A 16,063-nucleotide genomic window follows, 5' to 3' on the forward strand; every position below is an offset into this window, starting at 1 on the left:
ACGACGCGACGTCCGCCGAGGAACGGCCGGCGGAGGGTCAACCAACGGTCAGAACAGGCATCGGGGCGGTGCCGGCACAGCCGCTCGGCGGGTCCGGGAGACGTCCTGCCGGCGTACCCCGGTCGGAGCCGGGCCGCAGCGGGGCCACCGGGCCCGGGCGACGACGGCGCCGCTGGTCCCGGCTGGCCGGGCCGGTCGCGCTGGCCGCCGTGTCGATCGCGGCGGTCGGGCTCGGCGTCGACCAGCTCACCAGGGACCAGCAGATGGGCGGCGCCGCGGACACGGCGTTGCCCGCGACGACGAGCCGTGAGGACGCCGCCCCCGCCGCCACGCCCTTCCGGATCGCCGGCGAGCCGTCGGTGCGCAGCGGAACGGACTACACGCAGGAGTCCCTGGCCGCCCTTCCGTCGTCGCCGAAGGCACGGCCGTTCACCGGCGGCCCGCCCGGGGAGCAGCCCGGCGTCCAGGCGGAGGGCGGGCGGCTGCCCGGCTCCGTCACCGGGCTCGACCGGCTCGCCGACCCCGCCGCGCTGGGCGCCTGCATCGCTGAGATCAAGGCCGAGCACGGCAACGGTCCGCTGGTGGTCGACGTGGTCGACTACGCCCGGTTCCAGGGGCGTCCGGCGCTGATCGTGCGCTTCACCGACGCCACGGGAGCGCACTGGGCCTGGGCGAGCGGGCCGGAATGCGGTGTGCCCGGGTCCGGCTCGGACAGCCGCTACCGCACGCGGGTAGGGTGAATTCGCGGTCACCGGCCGTTTGGCCGTCCACGTGACCTGACCCACCGGATGACCGGCTCGGGAATCCCCGGTTCGTACGATGACGTTCTGCACATCGAAGTGCCGGCACCGAGCGGCGTCGGCATCGGATCGGCATCGGTGCGCGCCGATGGCGAACAACACAATCGGGAGACGGCAGTGGACGAGGTCCGCAACCTGATCATCATCGGCTCCGGGCCAGCCGGTTACACGGCGGCGGTCTACGCGGCGCGCGCCAACCTCAAGCCGCTCATCATCGAGGGCGTGCAGTCCGGCGGTGCGCTGATGACCACCACCGAGGTGGAGAACTTCCCCGGTTTCGCCGACGGCATCCTCGGCCCCGAGCTGATGGACAACATGCGCAAGCAGGCCGAGCGGTTCGGCGCGGAGTTCCTCACCGACGACGTGACGCGGGTCGAGCTGAAGGACACCGGCAGCGTGGGCTCCGACGCCGTCAGCACCGTCTGGGTGGGCCAGACCGCCTACCGGGCCAGGGCGGTCATCCTCTCCACCGGCTCCGCGTGGCGTCCGCTCGGCGTGCCCGGCGAGCAGGAGTACCTGGGCCACGGCGTCTCGTCCTGCGCGACCTGTGACGGCTTCTTCTTCCGCAACCAGCACATCGTGGTCGTGGGCGGCGGTGACTCGGCGATGGAGGAGGCCAGCTTCCTCACCCGGTTCGCCGACTCGGTCACCATCATCCACCGCCGGGACTCCTTCCGGGCCAGCAAGATCATGGCCGAGCGGGCACTGAGCAACGACAAGATCAAGGTCGAGTGGAACACCACGGTCGAGGAGATCCTCGGCGACGACGGCAAGGTCTCCGGGGTGCGGGTACGCAACACGCACACCGGCGAGTCCAAGGTCCTCGACGTCACCGGCGTCTTCGTGGCCATCGGTCACGACCCGCGCAGCGAGCTCTTCCGGGGGCAGGTGGAGCTCGACGACGAGGGCTACGTGAAGGTCCAGGCGCCCAGCACCCGGACCAGCGTGCCCGGTGTCTTCGCCGCCGGCGACCTGGTGGACCACACGTACCGGCAGGCGATCACCGCCGCCGGCACCGGCTGCGCCGCCGCGCTGGACGCCGAGCGCTTCATCGCCACGCTGCAGGGCTGAACAACCGAAACACATCCCGGAGGAGGGTCATAGTGGGAGCAACGAAGTCGGTCACCGACGCGAGTTTCGCCGCCGACGTACTGAAGTCCGACAAGCCGGTTCTGGTGGACTTCTGGGCCGAGTGGTGCGGCCCGTGCCGCAAGGTGTCGCCGCTGCTGGAGGAGATCGCCGGCGAGATGGGCGACCAGGTCACCATCGTCAAGCTCAACATCGACGAGAACCCGGAGACCGCCCGCACCTACCGGGTGATGTCGGTCCCCACCCTCACCGTCTTCAAGAACGGCGAGCCGGTGCAGTCGATCGCCGGCGCCAAGCCGAAGGGCGAGCTCGTCAGGCTCATCGAATCGGCGCTCTGAGCAGCGCCGACGCGCATCGACCCCGTACCCGGTCCGCCGGGCACGGGGTCGACGCGTTTTTCCCGACGTGGGGCACCCGGAGCCCCCGGAACGCATAGCCTCAAGCGGGGGCCGCCCGGCCAGCAACCGTCCGTGCAGAGGGGGTCGTGCGTGCGTCCGATCCGACCCGGTGACCGTGGACCCGCGGTGACCGAGATCCGTACGGTGCTGACCGGCCTCGACCTGCTCGTCCCGACGGCACCGGGCGCGGACGAGTTCGACACGCACACCGAACGGGCCGTGCGGGCCTTCCAGCAGTCGCGTGGGCTCAGCGTGGACGGCCGGGTCGGTGCGGAGACCTGGCGGGCCCTGGACGCCGCCCGCTGGCGGCTGGGCGCCCGCACGCTCTACCACGCGGTTCCGGAGCCGCTCACCGGTGAGGACGTCCGCTCGCTCCAGGAGCGGCTGCTGGAGATGGGGTACGACGTCGGGCGCGCGGACGCCATCTACGGCGTACGGACCTCCCGGGCGGTCGCCCAGTTCCAGCGCGAGGTCGGGCTGACGCCCGACGGCTCGTGCGGTCCGCACACCATGAACGCGCTGCGCCGACTCGGCCGCAAGGTCGTCGGCGGGCGGCCGCAGTGGCTGCGCGAGTCCGACGCCATCCGGCAGTCCGGCCCGGCGCTGGTGGGCCGGACCGTCGTCATCGACCCCGGGCACGGGGGCACCGACCCGGGCGTGGTGGTGCCGGACGGATCGCTGCGGTGGACCGAGGCGGATCTCGTGTACGACCTGGCCAGCCGGTTGGAGGGCAGGCTCGCCGCCGCGGGCGTCCGGGTGCAGCTCACCCGTGGGCCGGCCCAGGAGGACTGCCTGCCCGACGTCGACCGGGCGGAGCTGGCCAACTCGCTCGGCGCCGACGTGTTCATCTCGCTGCACGTAGACGAGCACGTCAACCCGGAGGCCGAGGGGGTGGCGACCTACCACTACGGCACCGACAACGGGGTGACCTCGGCGACCGGGGAGCGGCTGGCCGGGCTGGTGCAGCGGGAGATCGTCGCCCGCACCGGGCTGCGCGACTGCCGTACGCACGCGAAGGCGTGGGACCTGCTCCGGCTGACCCGGATGCCGGCCGTACGCGTCGAGGTCGGCTACCTCACCTCGCCCACCGACCGGGCCCGACTGGTCGACCCCCGGTTCCGGGACAGGGTGGTGGAGGCCGTCGTCGCCGCCGTGCAGCGCATGTACTTCCCCGTCGAGCGCGACGTCCCCACCGGCTCGATCGACGTGAGCGCACTGCGGGCGGTGGTGGCCGCCGGCACGGTCGTCGACTGAGCCGCCTGCCGACTCCCGACCGGGCTCCGCCGCCGGGGCCGGACGCGCCGGCGCGGGATCAGCCGGCCGTCGAGCGGGTGGCCGGGGCCGGACGGACCGGGCGGAGCAGCGTCTCGGGGCTCATCGAGCCGAGCAGCTTCTCCAGCGCGTACTCGACGTCGGACTTCCAGCTCAACGCGGTACGCAACTCCAGTCGCAGGCGGGGGAAGCGCGGATGCGGGCGGACCGTCTTGAAGCCCACGGAGAGGAAGAAGTCGGCCGGGGCGACGCAGGCGCCGGCGGGGTCGGCCGCGTCGCCGAACTTGGCGTCGCCGAAGGCCTCGATCGCCTTGATGCCGCGCTTGGTGAGGTCCCGGGCGACGCCCTGGACCAGCATCCGGCCCAGCCCGCCGCCGGCGAAGGCGGGCACCACGTTGGCCGTCATCAGCAGCGCGGCGTCGGCGGAGACCGGGGAGGTGGGGAAGGCCATCGAGCGGGGCACGTAGGCCGGCGGGGCGTACAGGACGAAGCCGGCCGGCATGCCGTCGACGTAGACGAGCTTGCCGCAGGAGCCCCACTCCAGGAGCGTCTGCGAGACCCAGGCCTCCTTCTCCAGCCCCGGGTCGCCCGCGGCACAGGCCCGGTCCGCCGAGACCGGATCAAGCTCCCAGTAGACGCACTGCCGGCACGGGCGGGGCAGGTCCTCCAGGGTGTCGAGGGTCAAGCTGACCAGACGTCGCGACATTGGTGTATCCCCACATTAGGCTCGGAGGTGAGACCGGCACGGAACGACAACACCGCCTACCTGCCCCCGACGAGCGATCGTACGCCGCAAACGGACGCTGCGGGAGGGGACTCGCGAATGCCTCTCCTTCCGGGGCGCCGGCCGGGGTCCGCGATGTGGACGCCGGTCACTTCGCGGTTACGCCCCTGGCAGACGGCGACTAGGATCGACACTCGGCGTCCCGCGTCGCCATGGTCGCAGGTGTCCCGGGTACGCCGGGGCGGGAGCCACCCGAGCAGCCATCGAGGTGATGTCATGACCGGCACGACGCTCGACGACTACACCGACCGGTACGCCCGCCGCGTACGGGGCATGACCGCCTCGGAGATCCGTGCGCTCTTCGCGGTGGCCAGTCGGCCGGAGGTGGTCTCGCTCGCCGGTGGCGCCCCCTACATCGCGGCGCTGCCGCTCGACGCGGTCGGCGAGATGCTCGGCCGGCTCGGCGCCGAACACGGCGCCACCACCCTCCAGTACGGCATCGGCCAGGGCACCCTGGAGCTGCGCGAGCGGATCTGCGAGGTGATGGCGCTCTCCGGCATCGACGCCGCCTGCGGCGCCTCCCCGGACGACGTGGTGGTCACCGTGGGCGGGCAGCAGGCCCTCGACCTGGTGGCCCGACTCTTCCTCGACCCCGGAGACGTGGTGCTCGCCGAGGGCCCGACCTACGTCGGCGCGCTCGGGGTGTTCCAGGCCGCCCAGGCGCAGGTCGTGCACGTGCCGATGGACGACGACGGGCTGATCCCGGAGGCGCTGGAGGCGGCCATCGCCGAGCAGGCGCGCGCCGGCCGGCGGGTCAAGTTCCTCTACACCATCCCGACCTACCAGAACCCGACCGGCGTGACGCTGACCGAGCAGCGGCGGGAGCGGGTGCTCGACATCTGCGAGCGCGCCGGCCTGCTGGTGGTCGAGGACGACCCGTACGGTCAGCTGGGTTTCGAGGGCGACGCGCCGGCGCCGCTGCGCGCGCGGCGCCGCGACGGGGTCTTCTACCTCAGCACCTTCTCCAAGACCTTCGCCCCGGGCCTGCGGGTCGGCTGGATCCTCGCGCCGCACGCCGTCCGCGACAAGCTGGTCATCGCCAGCGAGGCGCAGATCCTCTGCCCGAGCGGCTACGCGCAGGCCGCCGTCTCCACCTACCTCGGCACCATGCCCTGGCGGGAGCAGCTCAAGGTCTACCGCGAGGTCTACCGGGAGCGGCGCGACGCGATGCTCGCCGCGCTGGACGACCTGATGCCCGCCGGCACGACGTGGACGACGCCGGCCGGCGGCCTCTTCGTCTGGGCGACCCTGCCCGACGGCCTCGACTCCAAGGCGATGATGCCGCGGGCCATCGCCGCCCGGGTGGCGTACGTCCCGGGCACCGGCTTCTACGCCGACGGCACCGGCACCGGCAACATGCGGCTCAACTTCTCGTTCCCGTCCCCGGAGCGGATCCGCGAGGGCGTGCGCCGGTTGGCCGGCGTGATGGAGCAGGACATTGCCATGCGGCGGGTCTTCGGCACGGTCGGCCGCCCCGGAGCGCGGCGCGGGCAGGCCGGCGCGGACACGCCGGGACCCGACTTGGCATGATTCCGGCATGGTTCCCACCGCTGCCGACCGTTCCGTCGTGACCGACTCCGCCGTCACCGCCGACCTGCGGGTGCTGGTGCTCGCCGGCGGGCTCTCCTACGAACGTGACGTCTCGCTGCGGTCCGGTCGCCGGGTGCTCGACGCGCTCCGCGCGGTCGGGATGGACGCCGAGCTGCGGGACGCCGACGTGGCGCTGCTGCCGGCCCTGAGCGCCGATCCGCCGGACGCCGTCGTGATCGCCCTGCACGGCGCCACCGGCGAGGACGGATCGCTGCGTGGCGTGCTCGACCTCTGCGGCGTCCCGTACGTGGGGTGCGACGCCCGCACGTCACGGCTCGCCTGGGACAAGCCCTCGGCCAAGGCGGTGCTCCGCGAGGCGGGCATCCCGACCCCGGACTGGGTCGCCCTCCCGCACGACCGGTTCTCCGAGCTGGGCGCCGTGGCGGTGCTGGACCGGATCGTCGAGCGGCTGGGGCTGCCGCTCATGGTGAAGCCCGCCCAGGGCGGTTCGGGGCTGGGCGCCGCGGTGGTCCGGGACGCCGCGTCCCTGCCGGCCGCGATGGTCGGCTGCTTCGCGTACGACCCCACGGCGCTGGTCGAGCGGTACGTGCCCGGCATGGACGTGGCGGTCTCGGTGGTCGACCTGGGCGACGGGCCGCGCGCCCTGCCCGCGGTGGAGATCGTGCCCCGCAACGGGGTGTACGACTACGCCGCCCGCTACACCGCCGGCCGGACGACCTGGCACACCCCCGCCCGGCTGGAGCCGGCGGTGGCCGGTGCGGTGGCCGACGTCGCGCTGGCCGCGCACACCGCGCTCGGGCTGCGCGACCTGAGCCGCGTCGACCTGATCGTGGACTCAGCCGGCCAGCCGCACGTGCTGGAGGTCAACGTCTCGCCGGGGATGACCGAGACCTCGCTGCTGCCGCTCGCGGTCCAGGCCGCCGGACTGGACTTCGGCAGGATGGTCGGCACCCTGGTGGCCCGCGCCGCAGCCCGCCACCCCTGACCGACCGGTCCACCGGCCCACCTTCCGGGCGGGGGTTCGGCGCTGGGGTGCCGCCGCCGGCCGTCGCCCCGTCCGGTCCGCCGCCTCGCTTGCCGGACTGGCGGTGACCACCTGGCTCGCCGCGCTGGCCGGGCTGTCCGCTGCGCGGCCACCCGTAGGTACTTCCTCGGGTGGCCGCCCCGGTTCTACGGCTGGCTGCCCGACCGTCCGGCGTCCGTGGGGGACGCCTCGCCCTCCGACTCCTGCGCCGGCGGGGTCTCCTCGGCGGACTCGATCACGGACACCGCCTCGCCCTCCGTCGGAGCGTCTTCCGCCGGGGGCTGCCCGGTGAAGCTGGAAGGCGCCTGCCACTGGATGCGCGGTGGCTCCGCCAGCGGTCGGCCCCCGAACTCCGCCAGCCAGGCGGCAACCATGGCCAGGTTCTCCCGCCACCGCGCCTCGGAGATGGGCGGCAGGATCGAGTCCCACAGGGAGAGGAAGGTCCCCCGCAGCTGGAGCTGACCGTAGGGCCGGGCGAGGAACCACATGTGCAGGTGCGCCGAGCCGTCGCCCCAGCGGTTGACGTGCACCCGGGCGACCCCGTCGAGGGACCGGATGGCCCGCTCCAGCCGTACGGTCATCACGCCCAGTTCGGCGGCGAGCAGATTCGGCAGGTCGCCGAGGTCGAGATGCGAGCGGGATTCCAGGATCAGCACCATCGGCAGCCCGGTAGGGCGGTCCATGGCGCGTACCCGCCATCGCTCACCCACCCAGATGTAGGCGTCGTCGGGGGCGTTGCAGGCGGTGCAGTCCCGGTTCCCCTCGCCCTTGCGCGGCGGCTCGACCGGGACCGGGTCATCGAGTTGCTTGACACGAAGGTCGCCCTCGAAGGGAAAGGACGGCCACTGGGTGAAGTCCGGAACGGAGGGAGGGGTGTCGTGCACGACGCTGACACTAACCGGTCTCGGCACCGCTGTCCCTACCCGAACGATCGGCCGGACGGCCCCAGTTCAGCCATGACGGGAGGACCGAGAGTGGCTCTGTCCACAGGTATCCACAGGCGCCCACAGGTTGATGAGACGCCGGACACAGGCCGTCATCCACAGGCTGTCACCCCATTTCACGCGGGGTTTCACGTGAAACGAGGCTGCCTGTGGATAACCGCTGTGGATAACTTTCGGGCGCGCGAGCACGGATCCACCGCCGGGGTGGAGTCGTCGGTTCCACGTGAAACGGAGGCACGTCGGGTGGGTTCCGTCATCGCTCCCGCCGCCGTTGGACGCCGTGGTCGGCATCGCCGTGGTTCGGACTCACCGTTGCCTTCAGGATCTTGGCCCTGCTGTCCCAGGTCGTCGCCGCGCGAACGACCTGGGCCGTCCACCGCTTCCGCAGCGCGACATGCACCGAACCCCGGCCAGTGCCGCGCCGCCCGGGGACCGCGCCCCGCGCAGGGCGGCAGGCGATCGGAGGCGCGGGCCGGCGTGTGGCGGCGGAAGGCACTCATCGGCGTGGCCGCATAGTTCGACGAGCGTCATGACCGGCTGTCATCCACGCCGGTTCGGTGCGGCGGGAGGGTGCATCGTGTGCAGCCTGTCCGGAGGGGGTCTGGGAGCGGAGGGGTGAACGGACGGAGGTAGGGACGGGCCAGTCCTGATCGGTCAGGCAGCAACCGCCGAGCGACCATCCGAACGCGGTGGACGGCGGCAGCATCGACTTACGCGTGTCCGCAGCGGCCGTGGCCACCTGGATGCCGGCTGACACTCGACGCAGGACGCGTCCGGGCTGCCGGGCGGGGAGGGTGAAGAGGCCGGGAGACCGAGAAGCCTGGAACCGCTGAGACAAGGAGTCAGCCACGCAACGGAACGGCCAGGACAACCCGGCCGGCCGGGCAGGGCACTGAGCGGGCACCTCCCCGCGTCAGCGAGGAGGTGCCGATGCCGGGCCTGGTAGCGACGGGAGGGTCGACTCCCCCCGCCCTCTCGCGGCGCTGAGCGGCCCTGTCGAGCGGGCCCAGCCCTGCGGGTACCGATACCAGCGCCAGCGCCCTCAACGCGCGCTGAGGGCGCTGGCGCAGGCACTGAGGATCGTCGGTGACTCGGCTGTGGTTTCCTCGGCGGCGTTTCCGCCACCGGCTCACCGAGGGGCGCGGCAGGTTCTGGATCCGGTCAGGCTCCTCCGGGCTCAGGGTCCCGCCCTCGCCGTTGCCGACCCACCGCTTCGCAGATCGCAGGCCCGGCGGTTTCACGTGAAACGGTCGAGGCGGCTCAAGAATCGCCCTGACCCGATCCCGGGTTTCACGTGAAACGCCGCCACCGCCCGGATCTCCTGAACGCGCTGATCGAGGATGCGCAACCCGCAGCACATGCAACGGCCGCGTGATCCGGGATCACGCGGCCGGCAGTGGTGCCATTCGCAACGACGCTGGGCCCGATCGTGACGCCGAGCCCCGTCGCGCAACGCGGCGGCGTTGTCCCGCAGGACCGCCGACCGGGGTGTCAGGCCTCCGGCTCCTCTTCCTGACCGACGCCGATGAGGTCCACGATCCGCTCCAGGTCGTCGACCGTTGCGAACTCGATGGTGATCTTGCCCTTGCTCCGGCCGATGTCCACCTTCACGCGGGTGTCGAACCGGTCGGAGAGGCGGTCGGCGAGATCCGTCAGTGCGGGAGCATGCGGCTTCGGACGACGCTTGGCCGTCTCCTTCTTGCTCGTACCGTCGCTCAGGGCCAGCGCGACGATCTCCTCGGTCGCGCGGACCGAGATCCCCTCGGCGACGATCCGGCGCGCCAGCTGCTCCTGCGCCTCGGCCTCGTCGAGGCTCAGAAGCGCACGGGCGTGCCCGGCGGAGAGGATCCCTGCGGCGACCCGGGTCTGGACCTGCGCGGGCAGATTGAGCAGCCGGATGGTGTTCGAAATCTGCGGCCGGCTCCGCCCGATGCGCCGGGCGAGTTCCTCGTGGGTGGCGCCGAACTCGTCCAGCAGTTGCTGGTACGCGGCCGCCTCCTCCAGCGGGTTCAGATTCGCCCGGTGGATGTTCTCCAGCAACGCGTCCCGGAGCATGGCGTCGTCGTGGGTGTCCCGGACGATGGCCGGGATGTTCTCCCGCCCGACGGCCTGCGCGGCACGCCAGCGCCGCTCACCCATGACCAGCTCGTACTTCTCGTCGTCGAGCTGTCGTACGACGATCGGCTGGAGGAAGCCGACCTCCTGGATGGAGGTCTTCAGCTCCTCCAGGGCGTCCTCGTCGAAGACCTGACGCGGCTGCTTCGGGTTCGGCACGATGGCGTCGACCGGGATCTCGGCGAACCGGGCACCCGGCACCGGGCTGAGCTCGGCCTGCGGCTCGGGCTGTGCCACCACCGGTGGGATCGCCACGGCCGGCACCGGGCCGGTGGGCACCGGTCCCGCCGGCGCAGCCGCGGCAGTGTCAGCAGCCGCCTCCACGGGAGCTGGCGACTCCTCTGCGGTGATCGGCTCAACTACGGCGGTCGGCGCCGGCCCGGTCGGGATGAGCGCCCCCAGGCCCCGCCCCAGACCGCCCCGAGGACGGTTCTTCATGCCACGCCTCCCAGCGACTGTTCCGCACTACGCATTCCGGCCCACCGGCTCCTTGACGCCACGCTCGGCGATCTCCTGGGCAGCTTCGAAGTAGCTCGTCGCCCCCCGCGATCCCGGATCGTAGGTCATCACCGACTGGCCGTAGCTGGGTGCCTCCGAGACGCGGACGTTGCGGGGGATGACCGCCTGGAGCACCTTGTCGCCGAAGTGGTTCCGCACGTCCTGCTCGACGGCGTCGGCCAGCCGGGTGCGCCGGTCGTACATGGTGAGCAGGATGGTGGAGACGTCAAGCTTCGGGTTCAGGTGCTGGCGCACCAGGTTGATGTTGTTGATCAGCTGGTTCAGCCCCTCCAGCGCGTAGTACTCGCACTGGATCGGGATTAGCACCTCCTGCGCGGCCACGAGCGCGTTGACCGTAAGCAGGCCGAGCGAGGGCGGGCAGTCGATGAAGACGTAGTCGAAGTGGCCGGGGTAGGCGGCGATCGCCCGGGCCAGCCGGGACTCGCGGGCCACCACCGACACCAGCTCGATCTCCGCGCCGGCGAGGTCGATCGTCGCCGGTACGCACCAGAGGTTGGGGATCCCCTCGACGCCCTGGGCGACCTCCTCCAGCGGCACGCTGTTGATGAGGCAGTCGTAGACGTCCGGCACACCGGTGTGGTGCGGGACGTTCAGCCCGGTGGAGGCGTTCCCTTGCGGGTCCAGGTCGACCACCAGCACCCGGTTGCCGTGCAGGGCTAGCGCCACCGCAAGGTTGACCGTGGTCGTGGTCTTTCCCACGCCGCCCTTCTGGTTCGCGACGCACATGACCCGGGTCCGTTCCGGGCGAGGCATCGTCACCTCGCCACTCGGATTAAGGATCTGCACGGCGCGCATCGCCTCCATAGCCAACGGTGGGTCATCCTCTTCGCGCGTCGGGGTTTCACGTGAAACGTACGCGGCCTCGGCGACGGTGGCTCCGGGGGAGCCGGCCGGGGGCGCGAACGGGTCGGTGACGGGAACGGGTTCGGGAGTCGCGTCCGGCACGGAGTCCGGGGTGGGCTGCTGCGGCACGGCGGACTCGAACCGCGCCGAGGCCGACGGGTTGCGCCGGACGGCAATCACCCGGCCGCCGGCCGAATTGCCGGCCCGCGGCACGTCGGCCGTGGCGCGGATCGCCGGAGGCTCCGGCACGTCCGGCTCGGCGCCGCCCGACCGAACGGCCGCGTCCCCGTCCTGCGGCGGGTTCGTCGGCCCGTCGGGCGACCAGCTCGGGTAGTCGGTTTCACGTGAAACGGGGTCGCCCGCTGGCCCCGTCACGCGTGGATCGTCGTACCTTCCGTCGTCATGCACCTGTCATCCCTGCCCGCTTCGGATGGTCGGTCCGCACCCCGTCAACTGGCCGTACGCGATCGCACCGCGGAGCGTACGGCCCGGCGGGAGCGGCGGGACCGGTGAACGTCCGTTGCCGCCCGCTCCACACTATCGACGCGCAGCCAGCCTACGGCTCACGGGCGCGACCGGTCCACGTCGGGTTCTCATCCTTCCGTCCACCCGTACCGGTTCAACGACGCAACCGCCGGCCGGGAAGCCGGTAGGCGGACATCCCGCGTGGGTGTCCGAGAGGGACTCACCGCCGCCGGGAGCGGCCGCCGCGAGCGCTCTTCGCGGCCTTCGGCCGGGCCGGTCCGATCATCCGCTCCCGCACGATCTCCACCACCGTCGTCGGCGGGTCGATCACTCCCTCGCCGCAGCGGTGCACCTCGGGCTCACCGCCACCGAGTCGGGCCACGGTCTGCGCGTGCTCGGCGATCTCCTCCGCGGCGGACGCCCCCTTGAGCGCGATCAGCCGACCGCCGCGCACGGCCAGCGGCAGGCACCACGTCGAGAGCCGGTCGAGCGGTGCGACGGCGCGCGCGGTGACCACGTCCCCGCTCAGCGGACCGATGCCGGTCGACCCGGTCGCCGCCTCGTCGGCGCGCCCCCGGAACACCCGGACCATCTTCGCCAACCCGAGGTGCTGCACCGCCTCGATGAGGAAGGAGGTGCGCCGGGAGAGCGGTTCGATCAGGGTCACCGTCAGGTCGGGTCGCGCGATGGCCAGCACCAGGCCGGGCAGCCCGGCCCCGGAGCCGACGTCGAGCACCGTCGCGCCCTCCGGGATGCGCTCGGCGACCGCCGCGCAGTTGAGCAGGTGGCGATCCCAGATCCGGGGCGCCTCGCGCGGGCCGATCAGGCCGCGGACCACGCCGTCGGTGGCGAGCAGTTCGGCGTACGCGGCGGCCAGGTCGAGGCGGTCGCCGAAGAGGGTGCGCGCCGCAGCGGCCAACTCCGGCGGCAGCACCGCCACGGCCGGAGAAGCGTCCTCCGCCGTCACGGCCGAGGACAGGGCGTCCTCGGAGGTGTCAGTCGGTGACGGGGCGTTCTCAGGGGCGACGGTCGAGGACGGGGCGCCCTCAGGGGCGTCGATCGACGGCGCGGCGTCGGAAGTCACGGTCGGCTCGGGCCGGACAGGCGACGGCCCGGGCGGCGTGCCACCCGGGCCGTCCACGGCACCGGCCGTGGTGTCGTCGTGGGTCACCCGGTCAGTCCGCCGGCCGGACGATGATGCGCCGGTTCGGCTCGACGCCCTCGGACTCGCTCTCCACGCCGCTCATCGCGTTGACCACGTCGTGCACGCACTTGCGCTCGAACGCGGACATCGGCTCCAGGCGCACGGGCTCGCCGTGCTCCTTGACCTTCTCCACGGCGTTCTTGGCGACGGCGGCGAGTTCCTTGCGGCGGGTCGCCCGGTAGCCGCCGACGTCGAGCAGCAGCCGGCTCGGGGTGCCAGTCTGCCGGAAGACGGCCAGCCGGGCGAGCTCCTGGAGCGCCTCCAGGGTGGCGCCGCGCTGGCCGACGAGGTTCTGCAGCCGGCCGCCGACCACCTCGACGACGGGACGACCGGCCGAGACCAACTCGTCGATGTCGCCGTCGTAGTCGAGGATGTCGAGCAGGCCCTCGACGTAGTCGGCCGCGATCTCGCTCTGCCGGAACAGCTCGCTCTCGCCGACGGCCTTCTTCTCCCGGGTGCCCGACTCCTCGTCGGTCTCCTCGGTCTCGCCGTTCACCGCGGTCGGCTCGGTCCCCTCCTCGTCCAGGGACTCGTCGGCGCGGGGGGTGCTGGTGTCGGTCACGGTCTCATCTCCGTACTCGCTCGGCCGGACCGTCGGGTCCGCTGGTTTCCCGGGGCCGGCGGGAGGTCGCCGGTGCCCACGGGCACGTCTGTCGTAGGGCAGTCTCGCCCGTGGCCGCGCCGCGCGCGGCGGTTCCGCCCGGCGCCGGCCGTACGGCGGCTGCGCGGTGCGGAACGGGCCGCCGCCGGTCTCCCGACGGCGGCCCGGACGTTCTCAGCCCTGCCGTTTGGCGGGGCCCTTCTTCGGGTTGACCGGCTTGGCGCCCGGCTTGGGGCCGGCGACCTTCGGCGCGACCGGCTTGGCCGGGGCCGGGGGGGCCGACTTGGTGCGGCCCAGCAGGCCGCCCGTCTTCGCCGGCTGCACCGGGTTGCGGGACGAGGTGCCCGGCTTGCTGGTGGCGGTGGGCGGCGGCGGGAACTTCCGCAGCACCCACTGCTGCTGCGCGAGGGTGAAGAGGTTGTTGGTGACCCAGTAGATGATCACACCGATGGGGAAGATGGCACCGGAGATGAGTAGCGACAGCGGGATGCCGTAGAGCATCAGCTTCTGGATCATCCGCTGCTGCGGGTCCTCGGCCCAGCCGGTCTTCAGGATCATCTGGCGGCTGGTGAGGTAGGTGGTGCCCATCATCACCAGGACGAGGATCCCGGCGATGATCTTCACGGTGGTGCCGTTGGCGCCGAGCCGCGTCAGCTCCTCGGCGGTGGAGCCGAACTTGCCGGCGATCGGGGCGGTGAAGAGCTTCGCGGACGAGGCGCTCTCGAACTGGCTGATCGTCCAGCCGTAGAGGGTCTTACCGGCCTCGCTCTTGTCCGGGTTGAGCCGACGGAGCACGTGGAAGAGGCCCAGGAAGACGGGAATCTGGAGGAACATCGGAAGGCAGCCCATGAGCGGGTTGGCCTTTTCCTTCCGGTAGAGCTCCATCATCTCTTTCTGGAGCGTCTCCCGGTCACCCTTGTGCTTCTCCTGCAGGGCCTTCACCTGTGGCTGGAGCGCCTGCATCGCCCGCTGCGACTTGATCTGCTTGACGAAGACGGGGAAGAGGATCACCCGGACGGTGACCACCAGGAAGATGATGGCGAGGATCCAGGCCCAGTTGGTGCCGATCACCGCCGGATCCGGCACCCCGACGAAGTCCCAGGCCCCGTGCCAGACCAGCAGGATCCACGAAATCGCGTAGTAGATCCAGTCGAGACTCAATTCTCAGGCTCCAGTCACATCGGCGCGGCGGCGGCCGCCCGGCTTCGGCACCGGGTCGTGTCCACCTGGGTGAAAGGGGTGGCAGCGCAACAGCCGCCGGGCCGTCAGGCCAGCTCCCCGGATCGCGCCGTGCACCGCCACCGCCTCCAGGGCGTAGGCACTGCACGACGGGTAGAACCGACAGCGGGCCGGCAGAGCCGGACTTATCCACCGACGGTACGCGATGACGGGCCCGCTCAGCACCCGGGCACCGATCGTCGTCGGCCGGGGCTCGGCCGGTCCGCTGGTCACCGGGACCGCCGCCCGCGGGGCGCCTTCGCGGCGACGATCGCCGCGTCCAGGTCGGCGCCGAGTCGCGGGTACGAGGCGTCGGCCGCAGCGGGCTGCGCGCGTACGACCAGGGTGCTTCCCGCGGGCAGAGCCGCCAGCCGCTCGCGGACCAGGTGCCGCAGGCGACGCCGGACCCGGTTGCGGACCACGGCGTTCCCGACGGCCTTGGACACGACGAAGCCGGCGCGGGCCGGTGCGGAGGGTTGCTCCGCACCGCTGCTCCGCGCCGGCTCCGGCGAGGTTGCTGTCGCGGCGTCGGGGGTTGTCGGCAGACTCAGGTGGACGACGACCGCGCCACGGCCGGCGCGTCGACCACCCCGGACCGCTGCGGCGAAGTCAGTGCTGCGCCGCAGTCGCTGTGCGGCCGCCAGCACGACTGCCCACGTCCCCCGGACCTGACCCGGTCGGCCTCAGGCCGACAGGCGGGTGCGGCCCTTGGAGCGACGGGTCGAAAGGATGGCGCGGCCGGCACGGGTGCGCATGCGCAGCCGGAAGCCGTGGGTCTTCGCGCGCCGGCGGTTGTTCGGCTGGTAGGTGCGCTTGCTCACGTCAGGCTCTCCGTTTTCGTACGCCCCGGGCGAGGGGTCGCCGGGATCGTGTGGTGGTCCAGGCCACCTCGGCGGTGGCCCCGATCGGTGCTGCCCGGCGGCGCGGGACCTCGGCGATGCGGGGAAGCGACCGCGGACAGCAAGCACCTAACACCCTAGCAGAGGGCGAGAGAGCAGCCGTTCCAGCCTACGCAGGGCGGCAACGACCGTCAAACACCCTCAGCAGGGCGGACACCGGGCCCTTCCGGCGACCGGAGCGGCGGTTTTCGCTGATGTCGACGAGGGTCGCCGCGCGTCGGCGGTTGATGGCGCGCCGACAACGCTGTTACCGTGCCCGATTGCGGTCAGCGTCGAAAGGTCCGGTCGTCGCCGGCGGGCAAGACCGGACAAGGTAGTGAATCGTTCGGCACGGTGA

General features: G+C 72.2%; 16 protein-coding genes. 6 read left to right on the plus strand and 10 right to left on the minus strand.

The window, feature by feature from the left end; translation table 11 throughout:
* From F6X68_RS02680 to F6X68_RS02695, 4 genes are all read left to right on the plus strand, one after another.
* Positions 1 to 740: hypothetical protein (locus F6X68_RS02680; protein WP_225851935.1), on the plus strand; the 740-nt coding region annotated here is incomplete at its 5' end.
* A 177-nt stretch (positions 741 to 917) separates the two neighbouring features.
* Positions 918 to 1,871 carry a thioredoxin-disulfide reductase gene (trxB, locus tag F6X68_RS02685; RefSeq protein WP_151452746.1) on the plus strand — a complete coding sequence of 318 codons (954 nt, stop codon included), beginning with the start codon at positions 918 to 920 and terminating at the stop codon, positions 1,869 to 1,871.
* Between the two features lie 32 nt (positions 1,872 to 1,903).
* On the plus strand, positions 1,904 to 2,227 hold the full coding sequence (gene trxA / locus F6X68_RS02690) for a thioredoxin (RefSeq protein ID WP_151452747.1): 324 nt from the start codon (positions 1,904 to 1,906) through the stop codon (positions 2,225 to 2,227).
* A gap of 150 nt (positions 2,228 to 2,377) precedes the next feature.
* Entirely contained in the window at positions 2,378 to 3,541 is a 1,164-nt protein-coding gene (locus F6X68_RS02695; protein WP_151452748.1) for an N-acetylmuramoyl-L-alanine amidase, read from the plus strand.
* Between the two features lie 58 nt (positions 3,542 to 3,599).
* On the opposite strand, the gene F6X68_RS02700 is transcribed toward F6X68_RS02695, so the two are convergent.
* Positions 3,600 to 4,265, minus strand: a complete 666-nt coding sequence (locus tag F6X68_RS02700) for a GNAT family N-acetyltransferase (protein ID WP_132235474.1) — start codon at positions 4,263 to 4,265, stop codon at positions 3,600 to 3,602.
* A gap of 294 nt (positions 4,266 to 4,559) precedes the next feature.
* Between F6X68_RS02700 and F6X68_RS02705 the strand changes: the two genes are divergently transcribed.
* Together F6X68_RS02705 and F6X68_RS02710 are read left to right on the plus strand one after the other, a co-directional pair.
* Positions 4,560 to 5,873, plus strand: coding sequence for a PLP-dependent aminotransferase family protein (locus F6X68_RS02705; protein WP_151452749.1), 1,314 nt, complete (start codon positions 4,560 to 4,562; stop codon positions 5,871 to 5,873).
* Between the two features lie 7 nt (positions 5,874 to 5,880).
* A complete protein-coding gene (locus tag F6X68_RS02710) occupies positions 5,881 to 6,879 on the plus strand; it encodes a D-alanine--D-alanine ligase (RefSeq protein ID WP_151452750.1) in 999 nt (332 codons plus the stop codon).
* 185 nt (positions 6,880 to 7,064) lie between these two features.
* Here the strand turns inward: F6X68_RS02710 and F6X68_RS02715 are convergent, their stop codons facing one another.
* From F6X68_RS02715 to rpmH, 9 genes are all read right to left on the minus strand, one after another.
* Positions 7,065 to 7,802, minus strand: a complete 738-nt coding sequence (locus tag F6X68_RS02715) for a hypothetical protein (RefSeq protein WP_225851936.1) — start codon at positions 7,800 to 7,802, stop codon at positions 7,065 to 7,067.
* Between the two features lie 1,551 nt (positions 7,803 to 9,353).
* Complete coding sequence (locus F6X68_RS02720) at positions 9,354 to 10,415, minus strand: ParB/RepB/Spo0J family partition protein (protein WP_151452751.1); 1,062 nt, start codon at positions 10,413 to 10,415, stop codon at positions 9,354 to 9,356.
* A 27-nt stretch (positions 10,416 to 10,442) separates the two neighbouring features.
* Positions 10,443 to 11,747 (minus strand): ParA family protein, encoded by a 1,305-nt coding sequence (locus F6X68_RS33375; RefSeq protein ID WP_151452752.1) that lies wholly within the window; start codon positions 11,745 to 11,747, stop codon positions 10,443 to 10,445.
* Between the two features lie 277 nt (positions 11,748 to 12,024).
* On the minus strand, positions 12,025 to 12,888 hold the full coding sequence (gene rsmG, locus F6X68_RS02730) for a 16S rRNA (guanine(527)-N(7))-methyltransferase RsmG (protein ID WP_370518894.1): 864 nt from the start codon (positions 12,886 to 12,888) through the stop codon (positions 12,025 to 12,027).
* A 91-nt stretch (positions 12,889 to 12,979) separates the two neighbouring features.
* Positions 12,980 to 13,570 (minus strand): R3H domain-containing nucleic acid-binding protein, encoded by a 591-nt coding sequence (locus F6X68_RS02735; RefSeq protein WP_151452753.1) that lies wholly within the window; start codon positions 13,568 to 13,570, stop codon positions 12,980 to 12,982.
* Between the two features lie 213 nt (positions 13,571 to 13,783).
* Entirely contained in the window at positions 13,784 to 14,770 is a 987-nt protein-coding gene (yidC, locus tag F6X68_RS02740; RefSeq protein WP_151452754.1) for a membrane protein insertase YidC, read from the minus strand.
* A 3-nt stretch (positions 14,771 to 14,773) separates the two neighbouring features.
* The gene (gene yidD / locus F6X68_RS02745) at positions 14,774 to 15,013 is read right to left on the minus strand and encodes a membrane protein insertion efficiency factor YidD (protein ID WP_207914193.1); all 240 of its coding nucleotides are present in this window, start codon (positions 15,011 to 15,013) and stop codon (positions 14,774 to 14,776) included.
* A gap of 44 nt (positions 15,014 to 15,057) precedes the next feature.
* Entirely contained in the window at positions 15,058 to 15,474 is a 417-nt protein-coding gene (gene rnpA / locus F6X68_RS02750; RefSeq protein ID WP_132235457.1) for a ribonuclease P protein component, read from the minus strand.
* 36 nt (positions 15,475 to 15,510) lie between these two features.
* Positions 15,511 to 15,648, minus strand: coding sequence for a 50S ribosomal protein L34 (rpmH, locus tag F6X68_RS02755; protein WP_088959667.1), 138 nt, complete (start codon positions 15,646 to 15,648; stop codon positions 15,511 to 15,513).
* Positions 15,649 to 16,063 lie beyond the last annotated feature (415 nt).

The sequence above is a fragment of the Micromonospora sp. AMSO12t genome, assembly GCF_008806585.1.
GTDB lineage: Bacteria > Actinomycetota > Actinomycetes > Mycobacteriales > Micromonosporaceae > Micromonospora > Micromonospora reichwaldensis.